This is a genomic window from Caproicibacterium sp. XB2 (assembly GCF_044880635.1).
Classification (GTDB): Bacteria; Bacillota; Clostridia; order Oscillospirales; family Acutalibacteraceae; genus Caproicibacterium; species Caproicibacterium lactatifermentans.
Genome location: NZ_CP173227.1, coordinates 387,719 through 411,602 on the forward strand (window position 1 = coordinate 387,719; position 23,884 = coordinate 411,602).

Annotated in this window: 24 protein-coding genes and 1 pseudogene; 20 read left to right on the forward strand and 5 right to left on the reverse strand. The window is 51.2% G+C overall.

From position 1 onward, the window contains the following. Nucleotides 1-123 precede the first annotated feature (123 nt). The 5 genes from ACIHKT_RS01785 to ACIHKT_RS01805 all read left to right on the forward strand — a co-directional run bounded on the left by ACIHKT_RS01785 (nucleotide 124) and on the right by ACIHKT_RS01805 (nucleotide 3,220). The gene (locus ACIHKT_RS01785) at nucleotides 124-498 is read left to right on the forward strand and encodes a GntR family transcriptional regulator (RefSeq protein WP_086035214.1); all 375 of its coding nucleotides are present in this window, start codon (nucleotides 124-126) and stop codon (nucleotides 496-498) included. A 7-nt stretch (nucleotides 499-505) separates the two neighbouring features. Next, nucleotides 506-1,360 (forward strand): ABC transporter ATP-binding protein, encoded by an 855-nt coding sequence (locus ACIHKT_RS01790; RefSeq protein WP_086035215.1) that lies wholly within the window; start codon nucleotides 506-508, stop codon nucleotides 1,358-1,360. After that, nucleotides 1,357-1,971 (forward strand): ABC-2 transporter permease, encoded by a 615-nt coding sequence (locus ACIHKT_RS01795; RefSeq protein ID WP_086035216.1) that lies wholly within the window; start codon nucleotides 1,357-1,359, stop codon nucleotides 1,969-1,971. Before ACIHKT_RS01790 ends, ACIHKT_RS01795 begins: the two co-directional genes overlap by 4 nt. A gap of 80 nt (nucleotides 1,972-2,051) precedes the next feature. Next, a complete protein-coding gene (locus tag ACIHKT_RS01800) occupies nucleotides 2,052-2,525 on the forward strand; it encodes a methylated-DNA--[protein]-cysteine S-methyltransferase (protein ID WP_338031345.1) in 474 nt (157 codons plus the stop codon). After that, a complete protein-coding gene (locus ACIHKT_RS01805; protein ID WP_086035217.1) occupies nucleotides 2,522-3,220 on the forward strand; it encodes a DNA alkylation repair protein in 699 nt (232 codons plus the stop codon). Before ACIHKT_RS01800 ends, ACIHKT_RS01805 begins: the two co-directional genes overlap by 4 nt. Here ACIHKT_RS01805 and ACIHKT_RS01810 read toward each other — a convergent pair. Beyond that, a complete protein-coding gene (locus tag ACIHKT_RS01810) occupies nucleotides 3,217-3,831 on the reverse strand; it encodes an AAA family ATPase (protein WP_086035218.1) in 615 nt (204 codons plus the stop codon). The two genes, ACIHKT_RS01805 and ACIHKT_RS01810, sit on opposite strands and share 4 nt — an antisense overlap. 541 nt (nucleotides 3,832-4,372) lie before the next feature. Here ACIHKT_RS01810 and ACIHKT_RS01815 point away from each other — a divergent pair. The 3 genes from ACIHKT_RS01815 to ACIHKT_RS01825 are packed head-to-tail and all read left to right on the forward strand — an operon-like array spanning nucleotide 4,373 to nucleotide 7,154. Next, nucleotides 4,373-5,410, forward strand: a complete 1,038-nt coding sequence (locus tag ACIHKT_RS01815) for an ABC transporter substrate-binding protein (protein WP_404352641.1) — start codon at nucleotides 4,373-4,375, stop codon at nucleotides 5,408-5,410. Nucleotides 5,411-5,458: 48 nt separating this feature from the next. Next, the gene (locus ACIHKT_RS01820) at nucleotides 5,459-6,370 is read left to right on the forward strand and encodes an ABC transporter permease (protein ID WP_086035221.1); all 912 of its coding nucleotides are present in this window, start codon (nucleotides 5,459-5,461) and stop codon (nucleotides 6,368-6,370) included. 10 nt (nucleotides 6,371-6,380) lie between these two features. Further along, nucleotides 6,381-7,154, forward strand: coding sequence for an ABC transporter ATP-binding protein (locus tag ACIHKT_RS01825; protein ID WP_174193706.1), 774 nt, complete (start codon nucleotides 6,381-6,383; stop codon nucleotides 7,152-7,154). Nucleotides 7,155-7,282: 128 nt separating this feature from the next. On the opposite strand, the gene ACIHKT_RS01830 is transcribed toward ACIHKT_RS01825, so the two are convergent. Continuing rightward, nucleotides 7,283-8,971 (reverse strand): lipopolysaccharide biosynthesis protein, encoded by a 1,689-nt coding sequence (locus ACIHKT_RS01830; RefSeq protein WP_086035222.1) that lies wholly within the window; start codon nucleotides 8,969-8,971, stop codon nucleotides 7,283-7,285. 250 nt (nucleotides 8,972-9,221) lie between these two features. Here ACIHKT_RS01830 and ACIHKT_RS01835 point away from each other — a divergent pair, with 250 nt between their 5' ends. Then, entirely contained in the window at nucleotides 9,222-9,782 is a 561-nt protein-coding gene (locus ACIHKT_RS01835) for a TIGR01440 family protein (protein ID WP_086035223.1), read from the forward strand. A 188-nt stretch (nucleotides 9,783-9,970) separates the two neighbouring features. Here the strand turns inward: ACIHKT_RS01835 and ACIHKT_RS01840 are convergent, their stop codons facing one another. Together ACIHKT_RS01840 and ACIHKT_RS01845 are read right to left on the reverse strand one after the other, a co-directional pair. Further along, nucleotides 9,971-10,726 (reverse strand): YwaF family protein, encoded by a 756-nt coding sequence (locus tag ACIHKT_RS01840; RefSeq protein ID WP_086035224.1) that lies wholly within the window; start codon nucleotides 10,724-10,726, stop codon nucleotides 9,971-9,973. A gap of 39 nt (nucleotides 10,727-10,765) precedes the next feature. Further along, entirely contained in the window at nucleotides 10,766-11,260 is a 495-nt protein-coding gene (locus tag ACIHKT_RS01845) for a nitroreductase family protein (RefSeq protein WP_174403124.1), read from the reverse strand. Nucleotides 11,261-11,829: 569 nt separating this feature from the next. On the opposite strand from ACIHKT_RS01845, the gene ACIHKT_RS01850 reads away from it, so the two are divergent. The 4 genes from ACIHKT_RS01850 to ACIHKT_RS01865 all read left to right on the forward strand — a co-directional run bounded on the left by ACIHKT_RS01850 (nucleotide 11,830) and on the right by ACIHKT_RS01865 (nucleotide 15,212). Continuing rightward, nucleotides 11,830-12,639: a basic amino acid ABC transporter substrate-binding protein gene (locus ACIHKT_RS01850; protein ID WP_086035226.1), complete on the forward strand. Its 810-nt coding sequence runs from the start codon at nucleotides 11,830-11,832 to the stop codon at nucleotides 12,637-12,639. Between the two features lie 105 nt (nucleotides 12,640-12,744). Further along, nucleotides 12,745-13,449 carry an amino acid ABC transporter permease gene (locus ACIHKT_RS01855; RefSeq protein ID WP_338031370.1) on the forward strand — a complete coding sequence of 235 codons (705 nt, stop codon included), beginning with the start codon at nucleotides 12,745-12,747 and terminating at the stop codon, nucleotides 13,447-13,449. Beyond that, complete coding sequence (locus tag ACIHKT_RS01860; RefSeq protein WP_086035228.1) at nucleotides 13,436-14,170, forward strand: amino acid ABC transporter ATP-binding protein; 735 nt, start codon at nucleotides 13,436-13,438, stop codon at nucleotides 14,168-14,170. Before ACIHKT_RS01855 ends, ACIHKT_RS01860 begins: the two co-directional genes overlap by 14 nt. Before the next feature lie 184 nt (nucleotides 14,171-14,354). Further along, nucleotides 14,355-15,212 carry a YitT family protein gene (locus tag ACIHKT_RS01865; protein ID WP_086035229.1) on the forward strand — a complete coding sequence of 286 codons (858 nt, stop codon included), beginning with the start codon at nucleotides 14,355-14,357 and terminating at the stop codon, nucleotides 15,210-15,212. A gap of 74 nt (nucleotides 15,213-15,286) precedes the next feature. Here the strand turns inward: ACIHKT_RS01865 and pyk are convergent, their stop codons facing one another. Then, nucleotides 15,287-17,044 (reverse strand): pyruvate kinase, encoded by a 1,758-nt coding sequence (gene pyk, locus ACIHKT_RS01870; protein WP_404352645.1) that lies wholly within the window; start codon nucleotides 17,042-17,044, stop codon nucleotides 15,287-15,289. Between the two features lie 300 nt (nucleotides 17,045-17,344). Between pyk and ACIHKT_RS01875 the strand changes: the two genes are divergently transcribed. The 7 genes and pseudogenes from ACIHKT_RS01875 (at nucleotide 17,345) to ACIHKT_RS01905 (ending at nucleotide 23,845) form a co-directional block, all read left to right on the forward strand. Further along, nucleotides 17,345-18,145, forward strand: coding sequence for a M15 family metallopeptidase (locus ACIHKT_RS01875; protein ID WP_157658892.1), 801 nt, complete (start codon nucleotides 17,345-17,347; stop codon nucleotides 18,143-18,145). Nucleotides 18,146-18,281: 136 nt separating this feature from the next. After that, complete coding sequence (gene rpmE, locus ACIHKT_RS01880; protein WP_086035232.1) at nucleotides 18,282-18,485, forward strand: 50S ribosomal protein L31; 204 nt, start codon at nucleotides 18,282-18,284, stop codon at nucleotides 18,483-18,485. 116 nt (nucleotides 18,486-18,601) lie between these two features. Next, nucleotides 18,602-19,252, forward strand: coding sequence for an IMPACT family protein (locus ACIHKT_RS01885; RefSeq protein ID WP_086035233.1), 651 nt, complete (start codon nucleotides 18,602-18,604; stop codon nucleotides 19,250-19,252). Nucleotides 19,253-19,361: 109 nt separating this feature from the next. Continuing rightward, nucleotides 19,362-20,384: a deoxyguanosinetriphosphate triphosphohydrolase gene (locus tag ACIHKT_RS01890; RefSeq protein WP_086035234.1), complete on the forward strand. Its 1,023-nt coding sequence runs from the start codon at nucleotides 19,362-19,364 to the stop codon at nucleotides 20,382-20,384. A gap of 32 nt (nucleotides 20,385-20,416) precedes the next feature. Further along, nucleotides 20,417-22,174: a DNA primase gene (gene dnaG / locus ACIHKT_RS01895; RefSeq protein ID WP_174403125.1), complete on the forward strand. Its 1,758-nt coding sequence runs from the start codon at nucleotides 20,417-20,419 to the stop codon at nucleotides 22,172-22,174. A 23-nt stretch (nucleotides 22,175-22,197) separates the two neighbouring features. Further along, nucleotides 22,198-23,373, forward strand: a pseudogene (gene rpoD, locus ACIHKT_RS01900) (RNA polymerase sigma factor RpoD); the annotation flags it as partial. Nucleotides 23,374-23,386: 13 nt separating this feature from the next. Next, entirely contained in the window at nucleotides 23,387-23,845 is a 459-nt protein-coding gene (locus tag ACIHKT_RS01905; RefSeq protein WP_404352648.1) for an RrF2 family transcriptional regulator, read from the forward strand. Nucleotides 23,846-23,884 lie beyond the last annotated feature (39 nt).

The window sequence follows — 23,884 nt, forward strand, 5'->3', positions numbered from 1 at the left end:
TGCTTTCACAGTATAGCATAGAAGGGCAGAAAAGAAAATGGTACTTTTCTGTGAAGTTCGCTTGACAGCTAATGCTGGACTGTGTATACTGTGCATATACAGATATGAACAGGGGGGGCGCACTTGAAACTATGGGTGGATCGCACAGGAAATCGGCCTATTTACAGTCAGATATGTATTCAAATCAAGAGACAGATACGTTCCGGCAGCCTGCACCCCAATGAAATGCTGCCCTCTATTCGTTCGCTGGCAAAGGACCTGCGCATTAGTGTAATTACCACCAAGCATGCCTATGAGGAGCTGGAGCGGGAGGGGTTCCTATACACAGTGGCGGGAAAAGGCTGCTTCGTCGCAAAAAAAACGCTGCCGCAGCCGCCGCCAAAGGAAAAGCTGGAGCAGCTTTACGCGCTGCTGCTGCGGACACAAGCGCTTGCCCGGGAATGCGGACTGAGCGACAGCGAACTGCTGGAAATTTATCAGACACTGAAAAAGGAGTAAACAGACAATGGACGCTTTGAAACTACATGGCCTTACCAAAAACTATGCGGACTTTGCGCTGGACAATGTCAGCTTCAGTCTGCCGTCCGGCAGCATTCTGGGACTGATTGGTGAAAACGGCGCCGGAAAAAGTACCACCATTCGCCTATTGATGAATACGATACCGCGGGATAGCGGAGAGGTAACCGTGCTGGGCGTAGACAACCGTACACCTCAGTTTTATGCGGTTAAGCAGGATATTGGTGTGGTGATGGATGAAGCGAATTTTCCGGAAGTGCTGAACGCACGGCAGGTGAATCAGGTGATGAAGCGCACGTTTGCCCATTGGGACGAAGCGCAGTACAGCACATACCTAAAAAAATTCAATTTGCCAGACAAAAAGCAGTTTAAGGATTTTTCGCGCGGCATGAAGATGAAGCTCGCCATTGCCGTGGCGCTGTCCCATCACCCAAAGCTGCTGGTGCTGGATGAGGCGACCGGCGGACTGGACCCGATTGCCCGTGATGAAATTCTGGATATTTTTAATGACTTTACCCGCAGCAAGGATCATTCGATTCTGATGTCCTCCCACATTGTCAGTGACTTGGAAAAACTATGTGATTACATTGCTTTTTTGCATCAGGGAAAGCTGCTGTTCTGCGAGGAGAAGGACCGTCTGCTGGAAACCTACGGTTTGGTAAATGGTACGCGGGAAGAGCTGGAGCACCTTCCGGCAGGTGCGGTTCAGGGCGGTGTGCGCATCAGTGACTACGGTGTGGAAGCAATGGTCCTGCGGGACCGTTTGCCCGCCGGTGTCAAGGCAGAGCACATCAGTATCGAAGACATTATTGTTTTTCTGGGAAGAAAGGAGCACCGGATATGAGCGCGCTAATGCTGAAAGATTGGTATGTTATTACAAAACAGATGAAAGTTTTTCTGATACTCATTTTGTTTTTCTCGCTGATTCCCAATGTCACCATGACGGTTTTTGCCATTCTGTATGCGGCCATGCTGCCGATTAGTGCCATGGCTTATGATGAACGTTCCAAATGGGACACATTGGTGCGTATGATGCCCTATTCACCCAGAGATGTTGTTTTAAGCAAGTATGTTATGGGATACTGCGGTGTCGGCATTGCCGCGGCGTTTTCAGCGACTGTCACTGCTGTTAAAAGCATCGTTACCCACAGCAATGCGTTTGAAGATTTTGGAATAACCGTATTGGCCAGTATTTGTATGGCACTGGTCCTGCTGGCAATCCAGACACCCATGCTGATTTCTATGGGTGTGGAAAAAGGCCGGATGCTCTTTATGATTATTTTCTTTGTTATCTTTGGCGCTTTGGGTTTCTTTTTCTATATGGCGGAAAAACAGTCCCTCGCGAAGCCGTCTTTGACAAATCTCGTTTTTGGGATTATTTTTGCGGCGACTATCCTCGCAAATGTCATTTCCATTGTTATTTCCATACATTGCTATCAGCACAAAAAAGATTAAACAAGCAATCGGTTTTGCTGCCGTGGCCGGTACTGTCGGGCTGCGGCTTTTTGCTTTTTAAAAGAAGGGGGAAGCGCATTTTGTATACGTCTGCTTTTTGTAAAAGTCCCATTGGCCCACTGCTGCTGACGGCAAATGATGCGGGTCTGTGCGGGGTATCCCTAACGAATATACTTCCGAATGGCTGCACACAAAAAGAAACGCCCCTGCTGCAAACGGCAGCGGGGCAGATAGCGGACTACTTCGCGGGCAGACGAAAGATGTTTTCTTTGCCTCTTTCCCCCGAGGGAACGGCGTTCCAGCGGGACGTGTGGGAAGCTCTGCGGAAAATTCCATATGGTGAAACACGGACTTATGGACAGGTGGCACAGGCGGTCGGCCAACCACGTGCTTGTCGGGCGGTGGGAATGGCCTGTCACCGCAACCCGTTGCTGATTGTGGTGCCGTGTCACCGTGTGATTGGGCAGAACGGCAGCCTGACCGGTTTTGGTGCCGGCCTTGACGCGAAGGCCTTCTTGCTGCAAATGGAAAAGAAAGAGGCGCAGTCCTTATGACCATACCGGAAATAGAAGAGGAACTGCAGTGTATGGCGGAGCCAAAGTATCGAGACTTTTCCAGCCGGCTGCTGCCGCAGGCTGCGGCCGAAGGGATGCTGGGTGTCCGCCTTCCAAAGCTGCGGCAGATGGCCGGAAAAATATCGAAAGGGGATTGGCAGGCGTTCCTGCAAACCTGCCCGGACCGGTGGTTTGAAGAAATCATGCTGCAGGGAATGGTCATTGGCCGTGCGGCGAAAACGCCGGAGGAGGCCATACCGTGGATTCAGCAGTTCCTTCCAAAAATCGACAACTGGTCAATATGCGACAGCTTCTGTGTTGGGCTGAAAGTTGCGAACCGGTACCCGCAGCAGATGTGGCGGTTCGTAACACCTTATGTACGGAGTGAGCGGGAATATTTTGCCCGCTTTGGTGCCGTCATGCTGCTGGACCATTTTGCCGCACCGGAATACGCCGGAAAGGCGCTTCAGCTGTTGGACAACATGCGCAGCACAGCATATTATGCTGGTATGGCGGCAGCGTGGGCGGTGTCGGTTTTTTATGTACACTGTCCGGAGATAACTGGAGAATATCTGCGGCACAGTCATTTAAGCGATGCGGTTTATAATCAGGCATTACAAAAAATAATCGAGTCCCGTCGGGCAACGCCGGAGCAGAAAACCGCGGTGCGGGCCATGAAGCGAAAGCCTCGTTAGTCCTGATTCATATTGCTGGCGTCGATAATCAGCTGTACCGCACCTTCCAAACCAATATGGGTGGTATTGAGGCATAGGTCATAGTTCGCGGCATTGCCCCAGCGCTGGCTTGTGTAAAAATTACAGTAGGCGGCGCGCTCTTTGTCTATTTTATCAATGGTTTCCGGCGCTTTTTGGGGGCTGATTCCATAGTCATTAATTGCGTGCTGAATACGGAAATCACGGTCAGCGTGCAAAAATACGCGGAACACATGCGGGTGACTACGCAGAATGTAATCCGCACAGCGGCCGACAATGACACAGGGACCTTTTTGTGCAGCCTCTTTGATAATTTGTTCCTGCAAAAGGAAGAGCTGGTCGTTAAGCGGCAGGTTGGTGGTTACACTGGGCATTCCGAAACAGTAATTGCCCATGACCAGCGAATACAGCAGACTGCTGGCGTGCCGTTCGTCCGCGGAATGAAAAAATGTTTCGCTGATACCGCTTCGTTTGGCGGCAAGTGCCACCAGCTGCTTGTCATAATAGGGAACCTGCAGCCGTTTGGCGAGTTCCTGGCCGATTTGCCGGCCACCGCTGCCGTATTGGCGAGAAATGGTAATGATGTTTTGCATAAAGACACACCTCTCCTCTATAAAATAATACAAAAATATTTTATATATTATATACCATATCGTGCAAAATGTCAAATTTCAAGCGGAACACAAAGGATTTTCCACTAAAAAGCGCTGCTGTGTTGAAATTGATGCTTGACAAATATGCCGGACTGTTCTATGATAAATCTAATCAAAATGAAATAGATGAAACCTAAGAGAAAGACGAGTACGCCGGCAGGTGCCATTACAGAGAACTGCGCAGAGCTGAGAGCGTGGTATGGTCACAGCGGGCGGAATGGACTTTTGAGGGCAAACCGAACGGCCTTGGGCCCAGTAGGGGCGACGGAACCTTTCCCCGTTACAAGGAAAGCGCACATACATATTGTGTGCGGCAAAGCGGGCGCGGCCGCGAGGCAGCGCCAATCCGGGTGGTACCGCAGGAGTTTGTCATTTATCAGCTCTTGTCCCTGTTTTTACAGCAGGGGCAGGAGCTTTTTTATTTATCTGTCCGTACATTTTCCGCAGTCATTTTCACAAAAGAGAGAATAGGGAGGCATTTATGATGAAAAAGTATGGGAAACGTTTTCTGGCGGCAGCTCTTGCAGGTGCCATGGCACTGGCCTGTACAGCCTGCGGAGGAAGCGGTACTTCTGGTATATCCGGTTCTGCCGGTACGGCAGAGGGCAGCAAAAAAATTGGTGTTATTCAGTTCACCACGGTTCCTTCACTGGACAACTGCTATAAGGGATTTTTAAAGGGATTGCAGGACGAAGGTTTTGTGAAAGACAAAAATCTGACCATTGATTTCCAGAACGCACAGGCCGAAACGGCAACGGCGGACACACAGGCGCAGACAATGGCAAACAAAAAATACGATTTGCTCGGGGCGATTGCAACACCGGCGGCCATGAGTGCCTATTCGGCGGCAAAGAGCAACGATATTCCGGTGGTGTTCACCGCGGTCAGCGATCCGGTATCGGCCAAATTGGTGAAGAGCTTGGACCATCCCGGCAGTGTGGCGACCGGCAGCAGCGACCAGCTTCCGCTGGAGGCACAGGTTAAAATGATTCGTGCGTTCCTGCCGAAAGCAAAGAAAATTGGCGTCCTTTACACGACCAGTGAGCCGAACTCCGTTTCCACACTGGAACGCCTGAAAAAAATTGCCCCGAAATACAACTTTGAGGTTGTCGGTCAGGGCGTCACCAACGACAGCGAAGTGGCATCCGGCGCACAGGTATTGGTCGCCAAAGGTGTGGACTGCTTTAATAACTTTACGGACAACAATGTCGTCAATAACATGAAGAGTGAGCTGCAGGCGGCCAATAAGGCGGGCATTCCGGTGTTTGGCTCTGAAGAGGAACAGGTGCGCGGCGGCTGCCTCGGCTCGGTCAGTATTGACTTTACAGCGCTGGGCGAAGAAACCGGCAAAATTGCCGGCAAAATTCTGAAGGGGGAAGCGAAGCCGCAGGATACAAAGGTGTACACCACACAGACCGGCACACCAATTTATAATACCGATGTGCTGACAAAGCTGAAGCTGACTGTACCTGCCGCATACAAAGATGCTGCCAAAACGACGACAACGAAGTCGGCCTGAGACAGATTTTTCCGGCCGCTTTGACAAGAATAGAGGGGGACTTGAACTTTGGACATCTTTCTAGGCCTTTTGCAGGTGGTGCTGCGTGAGGGTTTTATTTATGGCATTATGGCGGTAGGGGTGTACATTACCTATAAGGTGCTGGATTTTCCGGACCTGACGGTGGATGGCTCGTTTCCGCTGGGTGCGTGCAGTGCCGCTGCTCTAATTACTGCCGGCGTTAATCCATGGCTTGCCTGCCTTATCTGTTTTGGGGTGGGTGCCGCCGCAGGTGCTGTGACGGGACTGCTGCATGTACGGCTGCATATTACAGACCTGCTTTCCGGTATTCTGGTAATGACCGCGCTGTACAGCGTCAATATGGCCATTACAGGGAAAAAAGCAGTACTTTCCTTCTTTGATGCACCAACTATTTTCAGCAGCGGACTGGGTGGTGCCCTGCATGATGCCCTTGGACAATGGGGCTGGGTCATCATGGCGTTCCTCGTATGTATGGTTGTCAAATGGGTCGTCGACATTTACCTGAAAACGCGTTCCGGACTGCTCCTGCGGGCAGCGGGCAGCAATTCTCAGTTTGTTGTTTCGCTGGGCAAGGACCCGGGTCGCATGAAAATTTTGGGTCTGATTTTAGGCAACGGCCTGACCGCCCTTTCCGGCTGTGTACTGGCACAGCAAAAGGAGAGCGCGGATGTTACTTCCGGCACCGGCATGGTGGTTATGTCGCTGGCGGCGGTCATTATCGGCGTATCGCTGTTTAGCCGTGTGAAGCGGATGCGGCCGACCATGATGGCCGTTATCGGCATGATTTTGTACCGAGCCTGCCTGACGGTCGCCATGCAGCTGGGGCTGGATACCAACTGGCTCAAGATGCTGATGTCCATTATCTTTGTTATCGCACTGGTTGCAAGCCGATTTGCGTCCGGGAGGGGGAAGCATTATGTCACAATTGACCGCACCTGAAGCAAAGCCGCTGGTGCGTATGGAGCACATTTATAAAACCTTCAATCCCGGTTCTGTCAATGAAGTGGTGCTGTTTCAGGATTTTAACCTGCAAATTGCAGAGGGAAGCTTTGTGGCAGTGGTTGGCAGCAACGGCTCCGGCAAGACAACAATTTTAAACCTGCTGTGCGGCAGCCTGCCGCTGGGTTCCGGCGAGATTTATGTGGGGGACCGGCAGGTTACGAAGATGAAAGAATATGAGCGTTCCCGATTTATCGGGCGTGTATTTCAGGACCCTTCCATGGGGACCTGCCCCTCATTGACGGTGCTGGAGAATATGGCTCTTGCGGACAACAAAGGCAGCTCGTTTCTGCTGCAGCGGGGTGTCAACCGCCGCAGGACACAGCATTATCGGGAGGAGCTTTCCCTGCTGCATATGGGACTGGAAGATAAACTGGGTGTGCAGGTCGGCAGCCTTTCCGGTGGGCAGCGGCAGGCGCTGGCAATGCTGATTGCGACGATGTCGCCAATCAACCTGCTGATTCTGGACGAACATACGGCGGCGCTGGACCCGCATTCCAGTGAAAATGTGATGGAACTGACACAGCGTGTGGCAAAAGAAAAGCATGTGACGATGCTGATGGTTACCCATAATCTGAAGTTTGCGGTGGCCTACGGTGACCGGCTGCTGATGATGCACCGCGGCCATATTATGCTGGACGCCGCCGGTGAGGACAAGAAGGTGCTGGACGTTCGTGACCTGACAAACCGCTTTGATGAAATCAGTGTAGAAGACGGAAACTAAATAAGTTCATTTCCCGGGGACGGCTTTTGAGCCGCCCCTTTTCTTATCTATTCTATGCAAAAAAAGCCGTTGGCCGCAGATATTCTGCAGCTAACGGCTTCTGATTTTGTTGTGGTCCAAGCGGCGTATCAGTGACGGTAGCGGTCGTGGGAGAACTCTTTTTCCTCTTTCTCTACTTCATCACGCAGATATGCTTCATAATCAAAACCATCTATTATATTTTTGGAAGACCCATGAACGGAGCCGTCACGGTCTGCTGGTGGGGAGGGACGTTTTTCCGTTCTGCTGCGAGCATATTCTTCATCCTGTGCAAAGGCCCGGCGGCTGTGGGAGTTCCGCTGTACGGCCGGAGCTTTGGTATTCGGCTCAGCCAAATGCCGTGCCGGTGTTTTGCGGCACAGAACCCAGTTCGGCAGTTTGTCCGTTACTTTTTCCGGAAGGACTTTGCACATCGACTGCACCAGCGGACGGTAGTTGATAATCAGCATGACCAGTGTGAGAAGGCTGCACCAGAGGATGCTGTGCCGGACGCTTTGAATCATCAGCAGGGCTTCCGCACCGAGCAGGGCGCTTTCTGCCAGCAGGCGCAGCGGACTGAAATGAATACGAATGAAGCGGCGGGTATCAATTGTACGTATTAGGAACATAATCACATAAGCGGCCAGCGTAGCCATGGCGGCACCCTGCGGTCCATAGGGCGGAATCAGCATTAAGTTTAACACAATGTTGATGACAGCCGCAATGATGGTGGTAATCATATTGTTCACGCTGCGTTTTTCCACCATATAAACAGTGCCGAGAAAACTGGCGAGACAGGAAAATGCCGTAGACAGCACCAGAATGGGGATATATACCCAGCCTTGGTGGAAACCGCGCGCCGTCAGCAGTGACATAAGCGGCCGGCACAGCAGAATGACCAGTGCACTGCCGACAAATACAATGGCCGACATCGCGTGAAACACCTGTGTAAAGAACCGCGCACGGCCCTTTTCCTCTGTAATAGAGGACATCTGCCAGGCATCCAGGAAAACGCTGACGACTAGGGAAATGAGGTTTGGAATTTTGTAGGCACCGGTAAAGGCACTGGCAGTTACTTTGTCCAGATAATGACCAACCATAATACGGTCGGAACTGTTTGTCAGCCAAAAAGCGACTTTGTTGGGAATTAGCGGGGCGGAATATTTCAGCATTTGGGCAGCGGTCAGACGGTTTAGTCCCTTAAAGCGGACAAACTTTCCTAGCCCTGCAACCCAGAACAGGAGCAGTGCGCCGATGAGGTCCGGAATGATAATCCCCAGAATGAATCCGGTAATGCCCATTTTCAGCGGATACAGGAATAGCAGTGTGAACAGAACCGTGGTGAAGGTCGTAAAGATGCCCTCAAACGCGTACAGCTTTACCATATTTCGGGCCCGTACAAACTGGCTGCACATATTGCGCAGGGAAGAGGTGAACACAAAAACGGCCACCAGCGTACTGCGCCCCTTCATAAAGCTTAACCAGGAGATGTTTTCCAGAAACGGTGACAGAAACAGCAGGACCAGAGAGCCCAGACAGGTGACAATCAGGCTAACGGTAAAAACATCTTTTTTGTTGTATCGACGGTCCAGACCAAAGCGGGTAACGCCATCGACAATCTGCAGGGAAAACAAAGGAATCAGCACGTTGCCGATATCCTGCATATTGCTGGCTGCGTTAAAATCACTGCCCAGCGCGCTGGTCGTGAAGCGCGTCATTAGTATGGTAAGAATTTTAGAACTGAAAGTACCAATCGCAAAAATCAGGGTATTAGACAACAGCCTTTTGTATTTGTTCAAAATTTAACTCTCCTGTCCAAAAAATCGAAAAGCATAAAATCGTCCCCTATTATAGCATATCCGGGGCAGAAAGTTCAATGGCCGCAAGCAGAGAGAAAGAACTGTCTTTTTGTGCGCCCCAGCTGGGCAGGCGTATGCTCAGCCGGTGAAAATACAGGAAAAGGGGTGCGCTTTGGTGTACTTTGTGCTATACTGTATTCATAAAAACATAAAATTGATTCCGTAACAGCTGCAGGGAGGGTGTTCTTTTATGGTCGAAAATTTGGAAGATTTGCGTGCACTGGCGGGGAAAGCCGCGGGTGAGCTGCTGGATAAGGCAAAAGTCCGCCCCGGACAGCTGATGGTCGTAGGCTGCTCTTCCAGCGAAGTCGGCGGGCATCGCATTGGCACGGACAGCAATGTGGAAACCGCTGCCGCGCTTTTTGACGGCATTTATGAGCAGGTAAAAAAGCGCGGCCTGTTCCTGGCGGCGCAGTGCTGTGAGCATTTGAACCGTGCGCTGATTATTGAGCGCGAGGCTGCGGAAAAATTCGGATATGAACAGGTCAATGTAGTGCCGCAGCCCAAAGCCGGCGGTTCTTTTGGCACCACAGCCTATGCGCGGTTCAGCGACCCGGTTGCGGTGGAACATGTGCGTGCGGACTGCGGCATGGATATCGGCGGTACGCTGATTGGTATGCATTTAAAAGAAGTGGCCGTTCCGGTGCGCCTTTCTATGGACCATATCGGTGAGGCGGTACTGCTGTGTGCACGTACTCGGCCGAAGTTTGTCGGCGGCGTGCGCGCCCACTATGATGAAAACCTTCTGTAAGTTCTGAAAGAACGATTGATAAAGCTTTGCCTGCCTTCTATACCAGCGATAATTTAATATTGCGGCGAAGGCGCTGTACTCATTATGAGCACAGCGCCTCTTTTGATTTTGCTTACAAGTTTTTTCTACATACAAAGCTTCTCTTTTTTTGCTGCGTATTTTTGCGTAGTGTGCCTCTGGCTCCCCAATCAGCCAGGGGCACTCTCTTTATGTCCGGCCGGAAGCAGGTACATGATTCGCATTACCAACAGAACCAGTACAGCATAGCCGAATAGATAACCCGGATTTCCGAGAAAACCAGCCAGCCATTCCAAAGGTGTTCCCGGTTCCGGTACATTGATAAAAAGATAGTTTGCCCCGAAATGCTGGTTAAACAGGTACATGGGCGGAACAAGAATGATGAGAAAAACAAGCGGTTTCCAGAAATATTGAAGCTGTGGGTGAATGGTTCCTTGACGCAGCTGGCACAGTACATATAGGACAATCAAACCGTGAAACAGAAAACTTTGGATACTGATAAAGGAAAGAGGTGGATATCTATTCCAGTTGGGCAGCAGCAGTGCGGCAAGCGTTCCCGGAAGACACAGCGCATACAAAGTCTGACCCAGCCAATCCCAGCTGGTACAGGCGTGCAGCAGACATAAAATACCCGCTAAACTGCACAAATGCAGCGGCAGCTCATAAACAGTCAGGTGACCGATTCGCTGTAAAATCAGCAGACGCAAAGCAATGAGAAGTACCAGCGCGGCACCAAGGATGCGGGAAACGATTGTCCGCCAATGGCTGTTCCGGTGGGAAAAGCAGTGTTCAAACAAGGCACCGCCGGCTGCCAGTATTCCCAGCCACAAAAGATGTGCCGACCCGAAATGGGCAAAACCACAGCCTGCCGGCAGGTCTGATTCATAGGTGAAAAACAAATGAAAAAGAGCAGTGCTTGACTGCATATCTGCTGGCCTCCCTTCGGCTGCTCTTATATGTTTCAGTCAAACAATGTGTATCCGGGTACGGTCAAAACGGTCCTGTTGCACCGCGGTCGCCGTTGGATATCCCACCGGCACGATGGCAAAGGATTCCAGCGTATCCGGAAGATGCAGGGCATTCGCTACGGAAAGCATCCGGTCCCGCTGCGGGTAAACGCCCAGCCAGACAGCACCAAGGCCAAGCTGTGCCGCCTCCAGCAAGATATTTTCACAGCAGGCGCTCATATCCAGTGGAGCGTCTTCTGCATAAACAAGCCCTTCTCGGCGGATGCAAAGTACAAGTGCGGCGGGGGCGTGTGCCGCACAGGCGGAGTAGGGACTGCATTCGGACAGCTTCCGCAGGGTGACGGTGTCCTGCACTACATAAAATTCCCATGGCTGCTGGTTGCATGCAGAGGGTGCCGCCATACCAGCTTTTAAAAGCTGCTCCAGTTTTTCCGGTTCCACCGGTTTGACCTGATAGTTTCGGATACTAGTGCGCATAAAAATAGAATCCATTTTTAACAGCTCCTTTTGCAGCCACTTTACACCGGCTTCATGCGGGTGTCAACATGAATGCCTTTCAACAGAGGATTTGTATTTCCATGATTTACCACATACAATAGATTTTAAATAAAAAGGGATGGGGAAAATGTCATGAAAGGGCTTTTAGCGGGCCAGATGCCCGAAGTACACGTTTATGGCAGAACGGCTGGCCTAGAGGGGCGGATTCGTGCGGGGAAACTATGGGTGCAGACGTTTTGCAGGAGGCTGTGCATCTTTATCAGGAGCAGACAGGGGACCGGAAAACCACCGGGCGGCGGCCAAAGTACCGACACACCGCCTAAGACAGCATTTACCGCGGTCTGCACCGGGGGAAAGCAATGTGCTTTCGTAAAAATATGCACATATATATGCATAAATAAATGCATATCCGTGTATTATCCTGACATATTGCGATAAAAGTGAAAAAATATTCGTTTAATACTTGACTTCTGCATATTGAAGTATTACAATAAAGCCACTTTCAAAAAAGAAATACCGGCGACTGCATGAGGATTGGCCGAATGGTAAAGGAGAGAGAACTTATGAAAAAGGTAAAAATGTTTTTGGCAGCAACGTTAGCGGTATCCATGCTGGTCCCTATGGCAGCATGTGCATCCTTTGACACCTCGTCCGGCACGGCCAGCGGTACAACCGGTACAGCGGCGGCCAGCACAGCCGGCGGGAATGTGACCATGTCCACCAACGCCGAGTTTGAACCATTTGAGTACAAGGCAAACGGCAAAATTGTCGGTATCGATGTAGATATTGCCAATAAGGTTGCTGCAAAGCTTGGTAAGACGCTGCAGGTGCGTGATGTTGCGTTCGATTCGCTGCCGGCAGAGTTGACCGCTGGCAAGTGCGACTTCGTCGCGGCAGGCATGACGATTACGGATGACCGTAAAAAGAACATGGACTTCTCGGATTCATACTTTGATGCGGCACAGGCAATTATTGTTGCGAAGGGCAGCACCATTAAGGGCAAGGCGGACTTAAAGGGCAAAAAGATTGGTGTACAGCAGGGCACAACGGGCGACGACTACTGCACCAAAAATTATAAAGATACACCTCCGAAGCGCTACAATAAGGGCGCGGACGCCATTTCGGACCTTATTTCCAAGCGTATTGATGCGGTCGTCATTGACGACTATTCGGCACAGAAATTTGTTGCGAAGAACGCCAATCAGGTACAGAAGCTTTCGGATGCGCTGACGGTGGAGCATTATGCCATTGCCGTAAAGAAAGGCAACACCCAGCTTGTCAGTACCATCAATGGTGTCCTGAAGGATATGAAGTCCAACGGCGAACTGGACAAAATCATCAACAAATATAAGTCGGCTCTGGAAAGCGATTGAAAAACTGACTGAAACAGAAAGCGGTAGGGAGGGGGATATGCACTCCCTGCCGCTTTTCTTTTCATAGGGAGGGCGACCATGAATTTTACGTTTCCGGCAGTATCCATGTCTTTCTTTTCTGTACTGAAAGACCAGATTTATGAATGTCTCATTAAAGAAAACCGCTATATGTACATTGTAACGGGCCTCGGAAATACCCTATTGATTACCGTATTTGCGGTACTCATCGGTGTGGTGCTGGGTACACTGGTGGCACTGGTTAAAACCGCCCATCAGAACGACCCCAAAAAGATGCGTGTCCCGAACGCTATCTGCTCGGTGTACCTTACCGTTATCCGCGGTACACCTGTGCTTGTACAGCTGATGATTATGTACTATATTATTATTGTAGGGACTGCCATCAATGATATTGGTACGGCAATTCTTGCTTTTGGCATTAATTCCGGGGCCTATGTGGCGGAAGTTATCCGCAGCGGCATCATGTCTGTAGACCGTGGGCAGACCGAAGCGGGCCGTTCTCTTGGCCTGTCACAGCGTACAACTATGGTGAAGATTGTTTTCCCGCAGGCAGTGAAAAATGTGCTGCCGGCTATCGGCAACGAGTTTATTTCCCTGTTGAAGGAAACTTCCGTTGCCGGCTACATCGGCATTCAGGACCTGACAAAGGGCGGCGATGTTATCCGCAGCATTACTTATCAGCCGTATCTGCCTCTGTTAGCCACCGCCGCTGTGTATCTGGTGATTGTCATTGCGCTGAGTGCGCTGCTGTCCAAGGCCGAAAGGAGGATGCGCAGAAGTGATTACCGTTAAAAACCTATATAAAAGTTTTCATACGTTGAATGGTACCGTAGAAGTGCTGAAGGGCATCGACCAGGAAATTGAAAAAGGCGAGAAGGTCGTTATTGTTGGGCCGTCTGGCTCCGGAAAAAGTACCTTCCTGCGCTGTCTGAATCTGCTGGAGCAGCCGACCAGCGGCGAAATCTGGTTTGAAGGACAGCAAATCAATGTGCCCGGTTTTGATGTGGATGGCCTGCGCCGTAAAATCGGCATGGTGTTTCAGCATTTTAACCTATTTCCGCATCTGACGGTACAGCAGAATATCACGCTGGCACCGGTTACCCTGAAGCTGAAGTCCCAGGAAGAAGCCAACGAGCGTGCACTGGAACTTTTAAAGCGCGTAAATCTGGAAAGCAAGGCGGACGCTTATCCAAGCCAGCTTTCCGGCGGACAGAAGCAGCGTATCGCAATCGTTCGTGCGCTGGCAATGGAACCGGACGTGATGCTTTTTGATGAACCTACCAGTGCGCTGGACCCGGAAATGGTCGGCGAGGTGCTGCAGGTTATGAAGGAGCTGGCCGAAGAGGGCATGACCATGGTAGTTGTTACCCACGAAATGGCTTTTGCCCGTGAAGTGGCGAACCGTGTCCTGTTTGTGGATGGCGGCAAGGTGCTGGAAGAGGCCGACCCGGACACTTTTTTTGGACACCCAAAATCCCCCCGTCTGCAGGATTTTTTGAATAAAGTGCTGTAAAACATAAAAATATTTTTCGCAGGGCTGCTGCTTTTTTCGGAAAGTGGCAGCCCCGTTTTCGATTCTTTTATGACAAAACGGGGAATAATTATTTGCTTTTTGTACGGAATCGGCTATACTATTCTTTCGGGCGGCAGCAATAGGCCCCCGAATGCTTGAAAGATTCCGGAGGGTGAAGAAAAGTATGAAACAAAAGGTTTTCTCTGTGGCAGGGGAGTACACACGGCTGACTGTGGCTACGCTGATTATGGTCGTGGGCATCTATTTCTTTAAATTTCCAAACCATTTTTGTTTTGGCGGCGTGACTGGCATAGCAGTGCTGTTAAGCGGCTTTATGAAATTGAGTGCCTCCAGTTATACCTTTATTATCAACATGGTATTGTTGGGGGCAGGCTTTCTGTTCTTAGGAAAGAACTTTGGCATTAAAACCGTGTACGTCAGTGTACTGATGTCCGTTGGGCTGAGCGTGCTGGAAAAAGTATATCCTATGATACGGCCGCTTACAGATGAACCGGTGCTGGAATTTATGTTTGCGGTGTTTCTGCCCTCATTGGGTTCGGCGATTCTGTTTGATATGGACGCTTCTGGCGGCGGAACGGATATTTTGGCGATGATTCTTAAAAAATATACCAGCCTGAATATTGGCGTTACCCTAATGCTGGTGGATGTGTTCATCACGGTGGCGGCATTTTTGGTGTATGGACCAAAGACAGGCCTGTTCTCCTTTGCCGGTTTGCTCAGCAAAACGCTGGTGATTGACGGCGTGATTGAAAACATGAACCTGTGCAAATACTTTACGGTTGTCTGTGATAACCCGACTCCTATCTGTGACTTTATCCACGAGCAACTGAAACGCAGTGCCACTGTTTTCAGTGCGGAGGGCAGTTACCTGCATAATCAAAAAAAAATCATTCTGACAGTTATGCGGCGCAGTCAGGCGGTGCGTCTGCGCCGCTTTATCCGTGAAAACCAGCCGGGTGCGTTCATTATGATTACCAACAGCAGTGAGATTATTGGGAAAGGCTTCCGCGGTGTCAACTGACAGACAGGCGTATTAAAAACAGCCTCTGTAGGTTTTGACCCACAGAGGCTGTTTTTGATATGTTTCAAGAAATATTATGCGTTTTCGTTGACGGCTACACCGGCATATACAATGCCGCGGTCGGAATCCAGCGTAATGGTTACGCCGCTGCGCAGAATTTTGGTAGCGTTCCGCGCGCCGACAATGACCGGCTTATTGAGGGACAGGCCTACAATGGCTGCATGAGAGTTCAGGCCCTTTTCCTCGGTGATGATACCGGAAGCTTTGCGCATATACGGCATCATGGAATTATTGGTGCTTGGAATTACGATAATATCATTTGTCTGGAAGTTCTGGTGCAGGTCATCGATATTTCTGCAGACACACAGGTTACTGCATACGCTGCCGAGGGAAATTCCGTCGCCGGTTACCAAGACATCACCGACCAGCTGTACTTTCAGCAGGTTGGTCGTGCCAGAAACGCCGAGGGGAACGCCGGCTGTAATGACAGTCAGGTCACCATTCTGTACCAATCCGTGGTCACGGGCAACATTGACAACGTGCTCGAAAAGTTCATCGGTGTTGTCCTTTTCTTCCACCATCAGCGGAATAACGCCCCAGGACAGATTCATCTGGTACCAAACCTTGCGGTTGGTCGTGCCGCTGATAATGGGACAGGCTGGACGATATTTGGAAATGGTGCGCGCGGTATGGCCGGACTGTGTGACAGTCATAATGGCAACGGCGCCCAGGTCGTGTGCAGTAGTGCAGGTTGCGTGAGAAATGGCAGAAGTGACGTCCTTTTTCTCCGTCCAGTCCGCGCTGCGGAATCGGCTAATGTAGTCGATGTTCCGTTCCGTATGTTCCGCAATGCACGCCATGGTGCGCACGGCTTCCACCGGATATTTGCCGGCAGCCGTTTCACCGGAAAGCATAATGGCACTGGTACCGTCGAATACAGCATTTGCTACATCCGTTGTTTCTGCACGGGTGGGACGCGGGTGCTGAATCATAGAATCCAGCATTTGGGTAGCGGTAACGGCAACCTTTCCGGCAACGTGTACTTTGGTGATAATCTTTTTCTGCAGAATCGGAACTTCTTCCATAGGGACTTCAACACCAAGGTCGCCGCGGGCAACCATGATGCCGTCGGATACACGGATAATTTCGTCGATGTTTTTCACACCGCCCGTGCTTTCAATTTTGCTGATAATTTGGATGTCGTGGTTGCCGTTCTTTTCCAGTTCACTGCGCAGGGAAAGAATATCATCCGCGCTGCGGGAAAAGGAAGCGGCAATAATGTCAAAGTCCTGTTCCACACCAAAGGCAATATCGGACTTGTCCTGTTCACTCAAAAACGGCAGGGACAGGGTGGAGCCCGGGATGTTAATGCCTTTATGTTTGGTGATGGGACCGCCGTTCATCACTGTACACAGAATGTCTGTATCATTTGTTTTGTCAACGCGAAGTTCAATGAGGCCGTCATCAATCAAAATTTTTGTACCGGGAGTCACCTCTTTAGGCAGGTTGGCAAACGTGATTGCACACTGTTTGTCATCACCCGTGATGTCCCGAGTCGTTAATGTATAGGGCTGTCCATCCACTAGGTTCACCGGCTTTTCAAATTCGCGTGTGCGGATTTCCGGTCCCTTGGTGTCCAGCAGCAGTGCTACCGGCAAATCCAGTTCCTGGCGGAGTTCTTTCACGGCATTGATGCGAACAAGCTGCTCCTCATGGGTGCCGTGGGAAAAATTGATGCGCGCCACATCCATGCCGGAAAGCATCAGCTCACGCAGCACTTTCTTATCGTCCGTGGCAGGTCCAAGCGTACAGATGATTTTTGTTTTACGCATAAACAAATGACCTCGATTTCTACAAAGTATCGGCAAAACAGGAACCGCTGAAGCGCAGTATCGTTTCAGCGGTGAAAAAAAGTAAGATTTGTATTCCAAAATAACATTTTTATTTTACCACCATTAATATTACAGTATTTATCTTTAAAATGCAACAGCATTCCACGGAGTGTGTCAAGAAAACTGCTTGCAAAGTATTGCCTGTAGGCTTAAAATAAAGAAATGACCGGTTTCACGACTGAAAAAGCAGGTAAAAACCCAACCGGAGGTGCAGAACTAAACCGGGAAAGGAGAACGAATATGCGTAAATCCCGTCAGGAACAAATTCTGGACGAAGACAGCCCACGCGGCAGTGTCGCAGGTGTCCGGCACTTAAAAAACTGGATGCGGGTGGTATTGGCAGCCATTCTGGTGCTGGCTGTTCTGCTGGGCGTTCTTGTCTGGAAATATTATATGCCAAAAACAAACGGGCAGTCATCTTCTGCTGGCTCGGCCGCGGCGCTGGCCGCACAAAGTACGGAAGTGCTGTCAGAACCGGACGACAGCTGGGCACTGACTGTTGTTTCGCAGGACCGGAAAATCAGCAGCAGCTTTTCACCGCAGCTAGTAAGTTTTGGGAATGTGCAGGTGGACCAGCGCATTGTGCCTTCTCTGCAGAAAATGCTGGACGATGCAAAGGCAGCCGGCTATACGTTGTCCGTCAAGCAGGGATATGTTGATGCAAAGATGCAGGAAAGCCAGTATCAGGCAAAAATTAAAACGCTGATGCAGCAGGGCAAGACATGTGCCATTGCGGAAAGCGATGCCGCGGCGCTGGTGCCGCCGGGCGGGTGCAGCGAGAACCAGACCGGTATGGCTGTAACGTTTCCGTCAGACCAGACGTTCCTTTCCAGTGACGGTTATCACTGGCTTTTGAACCACTGCGTGGAGTACGGCTTTGTGCGCCACTATACCGACAGCAAAGAGGGCCGCACTGGCCTCAAGGACGACCCGAGCCATTTTCGCTATGTAGGTACCCGCAATGCCAAGAATATGCGTCGGCTGGGTTTGTGCCTGGAAGAGTACGCGGTTTATGTGGAACGCCAGAGTTCCGGCAGCTGAACAAAGCGGTTTGATCCGCATAAAAAACTTGCAATTTGCCCGTACTTGTGGTAAAATGCAGATGTTTAGGGCCTGTCTGCGCCTTTTTGGGCATCGGGCCGATGCTACAGCTTTTGCTGAAAGAGGTGACAACTCCATGAAAAAAGGTATCCATCCTCAGTATAAGGACACTACCATCACATGTGCCTGCGGCAATGTGATCCATACGCGTTCCACAAAAGAGAATATCCGCGTTGAAATTTGCTCAAAGTGCCATCCGTTCTTCACTGGCAAACAGAAGCTGGTGGACAGCAGCGGCCGTGTCGATATGTTCAAAAAGCGTTACGGCATATCCAAATGATTCGCTTTTCTCTGGAATGTAAAGACTGCTGTACAGCAGGGACCTGAAAAGGGCCTGACTTGCGGCGGCCTTTTTTCTTACTCTTTTTTACAGCAGATGAGAGGGGGCCTGTGCCTGTGAAGCAGTACTTAACGCTGCGGACGGAGGGAACGGATTCTTTTACGGAAAAGAAGTCCCGCTTTCTGGGCTGCGCTGCGCCTGTGCAGACACAACAGCAGGCGCTGGAGTTTTTTGCCGCGCAGAAGAAAAAATACTGGGACGCCAAACACCATGTTTCAGCCTATGTTCTGCAAAACGGCCAGCAGCACTGCTCGGATGATGGAGAACCACAGGGAACCGCCGGTGTGCCGGTTTTAAACGTTTTGCTGAAAAACGGTATAACGGATGCCGCTGTTGTCGTAACACGTTATTTTGGCGGGGTACTGTTGGGAGCCGGTGGGCTGGTGCGGGCTTACTCGCACGGTGCATCGCTGGGCCTTGCTGCGGCAGGACTTTTGTGTATGAAACCGTGCCTGCAAATGCAGACAGCCTGCACATACAGCCAGTACGGAAAAGTGGCGGCGCTGTTGCCGGCCAGCGGTGCCGCTGTCGACAACACTTTCTTTACGGACAAGGTCCTCATTCATTTCCATATCACCGAGGAAAAATTGCCGCCGCTGACTACTGCGCTGGCAGACGCCACCGGCGGCAGTGTCTGCCCGGAAAAGCTGGACGAAGCTTATTATCCGCTTCCGGTCCATTCCACACAGGAAGCGCTTTCTCCGTGAAAAAATCGGATTCTTTTGCTGTCTTTGCAGGAGAAACCGTTTTTTTTGCGTATATATCTTCGAGTGGTTCCTTCATATGCTCTGACCATTGAAAGAGGGGAGCTTTGCATTGAATATTCGTGAACAGACCGAAGAAATCGAACGGAATATACTTTCCAGCACAGCAACCCATGCCTGTGATACTGCCGGTCGGCAATATCCGGAGGAAGAGGACGATTTGCGCACTGCTTTTCAGCGGGACCGTGACCGCATCATTCACTGCAAATCGTTTCGCCGCCTGAAACGAAAGACACAGGTTTTCCTTTCACCGGAAGGCGACCATTACCGCACACGGCTGACACATACGCTGGAGGTGGACCAGATTGCGCGGACGATTGCGCGCTGCCTGCGTCTGAATGAAGACCTGACGGAAGCCATTTCTCTAGGGCATGACCTCGGCCACACACCCTTTGGCCATGCGGGGGAGCGTGCCCTGAACGACATTTGTCAGGAACACCCGCTGGAGGACGGCAGCACCGCTTTTCACCACTATGAGCAAAGTGTGCGCATTGTGGAACGGCTGGAAAAAGAGGGCCGGGGCCTCAATCTGACGGCAGAGGTGCGGGACGGCATTCTGCACCACACCTGCGGGGAACAGGCACATACACCGGAAGGACACATTGTGCGGATGGCGGACCGGATTGCTTATATCAATCACGATATTGACGATTCGGAGCGTGCCGGCATTTTAAAGGAAAGCGACCTGCCGCAGGAGGTTACCGCGGTGTTGGGACATACAAAAAGTCAGCGCATTGATTGTTTGGTGCGCTCGGTTGTACGCTGCAGCGGTGACGGTATCATGCGTATGGAGCCACAGGTGGAAACGGCTTTCGATAAACTGAATGATTTTATGTATCGCTCCGTGTATGTGAACCCAAGTGCCAAGAGCGAAGAACGCAAAGTACCGATGGTGCTGGAAAAACTGTACGAATATGCGCTGGACAGCCGAAACCTGCCGGAGCATCTACAAAAAATAGCGGCACAGGACGGTCCCCGACGGGCGGCCGTGGATTACATAGCCGGTATGACGGACCCGTATGCGGTTGAGCTTTTCCAGCAGGTATATGTCCCCCACGCGTGGCGGCATATGTAATCGGTGTTTTGTACAAGGGAAGGAGGAAGTCCATGCCTCTACCGCAGGAATTCATTGAAGAACTCAAAGCCCGCAGCAGTATTGAAGACGTCGTTTCAAGCTATGTCAGCCTGAAACGACGCGGCCGGACGATGGTGGGACTGTGCCCGTTCCACAGCGAAAAGACGCCTTCCTTTACGGTGTATCCGGACAACGGTTCTTTCTACTGCTTTGGGTGTGGGGCCGGCGGAGATATCATTACATTTATAGAAAAAATAGAAAATTTAGATTATATGGAAGCGGTACGTTCACTGGCCCAGCGCGCCGGCATGGCGGTGCCGGAAAGCGAGGAAGACCGCGGTCTTGCGAAGTTGCGGATGCGCCTATATGCGCTGAACCGGGACGCGGCCCGCTTTTACCACCGGGTGCTGCTTTCCCCACAGGGCGCTGTCGGCATGGAGTATTTTTCCCGGCGTGCGCTTACCCGGCAGACCATTACACATTTTGGGCTTGGATATGCGCCGCCGTCCCGATTTGCGCTGGTCGATTATCTGCATCAAAAGGGCTACAGTGACCAGGAAATGATACAGGCAAACACCGCCTTTTCCAGCAGGAACGGCCACGCGGTGGACCGCTTCCACGATCGTGTCATGTTTCCCATTATTGACCTGCGCGGCAATGTCGTTGCGTTTGGCGGACGGGTGCTGGGACAGGGCGGGCCAAAGTACCTGAATACCAGTGATACCCCGATTTTCAGCAAAGGCAGAAATTTGTTTGCGCTGAACTTTGCAAAAGATACAGCGGCACAGGGGCTCATCCTATGCGAGGGATATATGGACGTTATTGCGCTGCATCAGGCGGGCTTTCAAAATGCGGTGGCCGGGTTGGGAACAGCACTGACACCGGAGCAGGCACGGCTGATTGCACATTATACCGGCGAAGTGATTGCATCGTATGACGCGGATACGGCTGGACAGCGGGCGGCTTCCCGCAGTATTCCGCTGCTGCGGCAGGCAGGCCTGAATGTGCGGATTTTGGTGGTGCCGGACGGCAAGGACCCGGACGAGTTTATCCGCTCGCACGGAGAAAACGGACATGCCCGTTTTCAGCAGCTTTTGGACAGCTGCGGCAACGATGTGGAGTACCGCCTGCAGAAGCTGAAAAAGGGAATTGACCTAAAGACGCCGGACGGAAAAATCCAGTACCTCAACGCAGCGGCGGAGGTACTGGCGGCGCTCGACAATGAGATTGAGCGGGAAGTATATGCCGGCCGTCTTGCGGAAGAAGCGGGCATTCAGCGTGCTGCACTGCTGCAGCAGGTCCAGTCCGTCCGCAAAAAGAAACAGCGGCGGCGGCAGAAAAAAGAATTTCGTACTTTTCGTCGCCAAAGTACCGGCGCACAGGACCGGTTGAATCCGGACAAGTACCAGAATCTGCGGGCGGCCCGTGCAGAAGAGGAGCTTTTGGGGGCCATTCTGGATTATCCGGAAAATGCAGCCTATGCAGCGGAAAAACTTTCGCCGGAAAAATGGATTACGGCTTTTAACCGCCGTGTATATACCTTAATCGTGGGTAAAATGAAAGATGGTAAGGCAGTAGGCCTTACAGACCTGGTGGACAGCCTTTCCCAAGACGAAATGGGGAAGGTGGCCGGGTACTGTGCCAGACATGCGGGCGTTCCGGCTGGCCGGCCGGAAGTGGATTCTTATATCCGCGTTCTTCTGGAGGAAAATGATAAGCAAAACGTGCGGGCCGGCAGTGACAGCGACATCAGCCGTTACCTGCAGGAACTGCGTGCGCAGAAAAAATAGGAGGTCACTCTATGGCAGTAGCGAAATCAACAAACGCGCCAAAATGTGCAGCAAAAACAGCAAAGGCATCGGGAACTGCAAAGACTGTGAAGGCTGCGGAGAATACACCAGACAGAAAGACTATTCTGCATGATTTAATAGAACAGGGAAAAGCAAAAGGCTTCCTTTCTACTAAAGATATTCTGGACGCAATCGGTGAACTGGACATTGAACCGGAAGAAATCGAAAAATTCTATGACCAACTGGAAAGTCAGGGAATCGAAATTGTTGATGACCTTGGAAATGACGATTCTATAAAGGAATTACAAACGGCCAGCACAAAACAAAACAGTGATGATGGTCTGGACGCCGGCGTCAACACGGACGGCGTTGCCATAGATGACCCGGTAAAGGTGTACCTGAAGGAAATTGGCCGGGTGCCGCTTCTCACACCGGAAGAGGAAATCGACCTTGCCGTACGGATTAAAGAGGGTGACGAGGAAGCAAAAAAACATTTGGCGGAGGCAAACCTGCGCTTAGTCGTCAGTATCGCAAAGCGTTACCTCGGGCGTGGAATGCAGTTCCTTGACCTGATTCAGGAAGGCAACCTTGGCCTGATTAAAGCAGTGGAAAAGTTCGACTATACCAAGGGCTTTAAGTTTTCCACCTACGCTACTTGGTGGATTCGGCAGGCAATTACACGCGCTATTGCGGACCAGGCACGTACCATTCGAATTCCCGTGCACATGGTAGAGACAATTAACAAAGTAAAAAAAGTTTCCAGCCAGCTGCTGCATACCAATGGCCATGAGCCGTCGGCAGAGGAAATCAGTGCGGAACTGAGTATGCCGGTGGAAAAAGTGCGTGAAATTCTGCGTGTCGCACAGGAACCAGTTTCCCTGGAAACGCCAATCGGCGAAGAAGAGGACAGCCATTTGGGCGACTTTATTCCCGACGATGACGCGCCGGCCCCGCAGGATGCGGCTTCCCACACGCTTCTGAAAGAGCAGCTTAACGAAGTACTGGATACACTGACGCCCCGTGAGGAAAAAGTGCTGCGCCTGCGTTTCGGTTTGGAGGACGGCCGTTCCCGCACCTTGGAAGAGGTCGGAAAGGAATTCAATGTTACACGTGAACGTATCCGCCAGATAGAGGCCAAAGCCCTGCGTAAGCTGCGTCACCCCAGCCGCAGCAAAAAGCTAAAAGACTTTTTGGATTAAGGGGCACGGTACCATGGTGATTACACTGGAAACAGACTATGCCGTGCGAATCATGGAAGTGCTGGCTACGGAGAACAGCAAAGTGGACGCCTGCACCATTGCGGAAAAGGCCATGGTAACACAGCGATTTACGCTGAAAATTCTGCACAAGCTGGTTACGGCCGGACTGGTGGTTTCTTTTAAAGGGGCCCACGGCGGCTATACATTGGCAAAGGCTTCTGAACAGATTACACTGCTGGAAGTCATTGAGGCAGTGGAGGGGCCGTATATGTTCAGCCGCTGCCAGCAGAAGGCGTACAGCTGTGACCACAGCGGCACCAGCAGCTGCCGTTTTCATGAGATATATAATGAAGTGACCGTTCTGGTGCGCGACAAACTGAGCTCCTATACATTTGCGGATGTCCTTCCGCAGGGCAGAGGTTCTGTCGGATCGAATGAGGAATCTGCCCCGAAAAACAGCGTAAAAGCATAAAAAACTGCCGTATCCCGGAAAAGCGCATTCCTGCGCCGG